Origin of the sequence: Pseudofulvimonas gallinarii (assembly GCF_004343305.1) — a bacterium.
GTDB lineage: Bacteria > Pseudomonadota > Gammaproteobacteria > Xanthomonadales > UBA2363 > Pseudofulvimonas > Pseudofulvimonas gallinarii.
In genome coordinates this window covers 1-2582 of record NZ_SMAF01000054.1, presented here as the reverse complement: position 1 = coordinate 2582, position 2582 = coordinate 1, and the positions used below count along the sequence as shown (strand labels likewise).

The window sequence follows — 2582 nt, the reverse complement described above, 5'->3', positions numbered from 1 at the left end:
AGCGCCGCTCGCGATACCTTGCGTCCGTCTCTCTTCATGTCGGGTTGGACAGCACTGGCGGACATTGGTTCCCTAATTTACTGACTTATGAGTAATGCGCCGTGAGGCTTGATCCTATCCCTTGACCCTCAATGTCACTGTCTCTCTTCAGCTTCCCTCGCCGGGACCACAAACCCGGCAGCGCTCGCTACATCCACCCCCTTATTCCTGGCGACCATAGCGGTGTGGAACCACCCGATCCCTTCCCGAACTCGGAAGTGAAACGCACCCGCGCCAATGGTAGTGTGGCTTAAGCCATGTGAGAGTAGGTCCTCGCCAGGAGCTTCATCACCTCAAACCCCCAGCAAAACGCTGGGGGTTTGACCTTTGGGGGCGTGCCTGGCCAACGCATAGTGGAAGCGCGGACATGATGCTGGCGGCCGCGCTGATGTGTGGTCTGTCAGGTTTGCTCTGTCATCGGGGCGCTGCTATCCTCAGTCGGGCGGGGTTCATGTGGCTACAGTGGCCGCCTCACACCCTGCGCTGGCCTGTCAGAGCGAGTCAGGCTTTTATGGCGACGGCATCCGGAAGTACGTTCGACCTTTCTCAGGGCGGCACATGGCGGTTCAGGACTGGCTGTTTGAAACACCAGGGTAAATCCGTATTTCGATGACTCATCGAGAAAGAGCATGCTGTCTCACCGTCAAAATCAATGTCCGCGCAAATTTTCGGGAGAATTCCGATGCAATTGAGAAGTGTTCTGTTTGCGGCCACGAGCGTGCTCCTCGGCGCTGGCCTGTCACCAGCATCAGCCGTCGCTTCGAACGGAGGCCTTTGCTGTCTTGACGCACGGGAAGACGTGGTGCGAAGCGTGCCGGCTGTGCCTGCCGGGAGCGGCGGTGATGCCGTGTTGGATTTCGAAGGTCTGGGGAACCAGGAACCGGTGGAGAACTTCTACAACGGTGGCCTCGGTGGCAACGGCTCCGGTCCTGGTCCGAACTATGGCGTCGTCTTCGGCAGCAGTTCGCTGTCGATCATTTCGGAGGAGGCTGGTGGTACCGGTAACTTCACCAACAACCCTTCCGGCGATACAATTTTGTTTTTCCTTACCGGCTCGGCTGTCGTGGATGTGGATGGCGGGTTCGATACCGGCTTTTCGTTCTTTTATTCGGCGGCGAGTAATCCCGGAGTCGTCCGTGTCTATGATGGGCCGGGTGCCACCGGTACGGTTCTGGCCGAGTTGAATCTGCCGGTTACGCCGCCGACCGGATCCACACCATATACATTCGACAACTGGGTCCCGTTTGGCGTCACGTTCAGCGGTGTCGCACGCTCGGTTGACTTTGGTGGAACGGCCAATCAGATCGGTTTCGACAACATCACGCTGGGTTCTGATGTGCCGGGCAATCCGGGTGGTCCGGTACTTCCACCGGCAGCTCCCGTTCCGGTTGTTGGCCCGCTTGCCCTGATTCTGATGACCCTCGGCGTGATGTTGCTTGGTTGGGTGGTGGCTCGCCGCTGATCGAGGCAACTTGCCGAGGCATGTGGAAGGCCCGGGGAACATTGCCCCGAGCTTTATCGTTGTGTTCCGGCCGAACGTACCAAGAATGTGACGGTATGGAAAGGACGCTTTCGGTCGCGCCGATGATGGATTGGACCGATCGGGATTGCCGGATTCTGCATCGGCGCCTCGCCCCGCATGCTCTTTTGTATACGGAAATGCTGCATGGCCATGCCGTCGTGCGTGGCGATCGGCAGCGTTTGCTGGGCTATTCGCAGGAAGAGCACCCCTTGGCCCTGCAATTGGGCGGCAGCGATCCGGCTTTGTTGGCGCAGGCGGCTCGGATCGGCGTCGAGCATGGTTACGATGAGATCAACCTCAATTGCGGCTGTCCGAGCGAGCGGGTACAGGAAGGTGCGTTCGGCGCCTGCCTGATGCGCGAGCCGCAACGGGTTGGCGATTGCGTGGCGGCGATGCGCAGCACCGTGCCCACCGCAGTTCCGGTGACGGTCAAGTGCAGGATCGGCGTCGATGACCAGGATGACTACGAGGCGCTGGAGCGCTTCGTCACGGCGGTTGCCGACGCCGGCTGTAGCGTGTTCATCGTGCATGCGCGGAAGGCTTGGCTGAAGGGTTTGAGCCCGAAAGAGAATCGCGAAGTGCCACCGCTGGACCATGAGCGTGTCTATCGCCTCAAGCGTGAGCACCCGGCGCTGTCGATTGTGCTCAATGGCGGCCTGACCAGTTCCCGACAGGTGCTCGATGCCCTGGGTCGGGTCGATGGTGTGATGATCGGACGGGCGGCCTATCACACGCCCTGGCTGTTGGCCGAGTTGGAACAGTGTCTTCATGCAACCCCGTTGCCTGATCGCCTGGCGGTGATTCGGGGTTTGCGAGGCCATGTCGAGTCGCGTCTGGGTTCGGGTGCACGTCTTGCCAACATGGCCAGGCATTGGTCCGGAATCGTCCATGGCCTGCCCGGCGCACGCACGTTTCGCAGGGTGTTGCGCGTATAGGAAGTTCAAACGCCCTTTTCGGGCAGTCTGCTGGGTAGGCGGCGGTCGCGCAAGCCCCGTTTTGGGCACGGATCGGACGTCTGTGA

2 protein-coding genes and 1 rRNA gene are annotated in these 2582 nt (G+C 60.3%); all 3 read left to right on the top strand.

The genetic code is table 11. From position 1 onward, the window contains the following. The first annotated feature begins 206 nt into the window (after positions 1-206). The 3 genes from rrf (at position 207) to dusA (ending at position 2496) form a co-directional block, all read left to right on the top strand. A 5S ribosomal RNA gene (gene rrf / locus EDC25_RS14585) occupies positions 207-321 on the top strand. A 400-nt stretch (positions 322-721) separates the two neighbouring features. Beyond that, entirely contained in the window at positions 722-1501 is a 780-nt protein-coding gene (locus tag EDC25_RS14580) for a PEP-CTERM sorting domain-containing protein (protein ID WP_132577804.1), read from the top strand. Positions 1502-1596: 95 nt separating this feature from the next. Next, positions 1597-2496 carry a tRNA dihydrouridine(20/20a) synthase DusA gene (gene dusA, locus EDC25_RS14575; protein ID WP_123523067.1) on the top strand — a complete coding sequence of 300 codons (900 nt, stop codon included), beginning with the start codon at positions 1597-1599 and terminating at the stop codon, positions 2494-2496. The last annotated feature ends 86 nt before the right edge of the window (positions 2497-2582 follow it).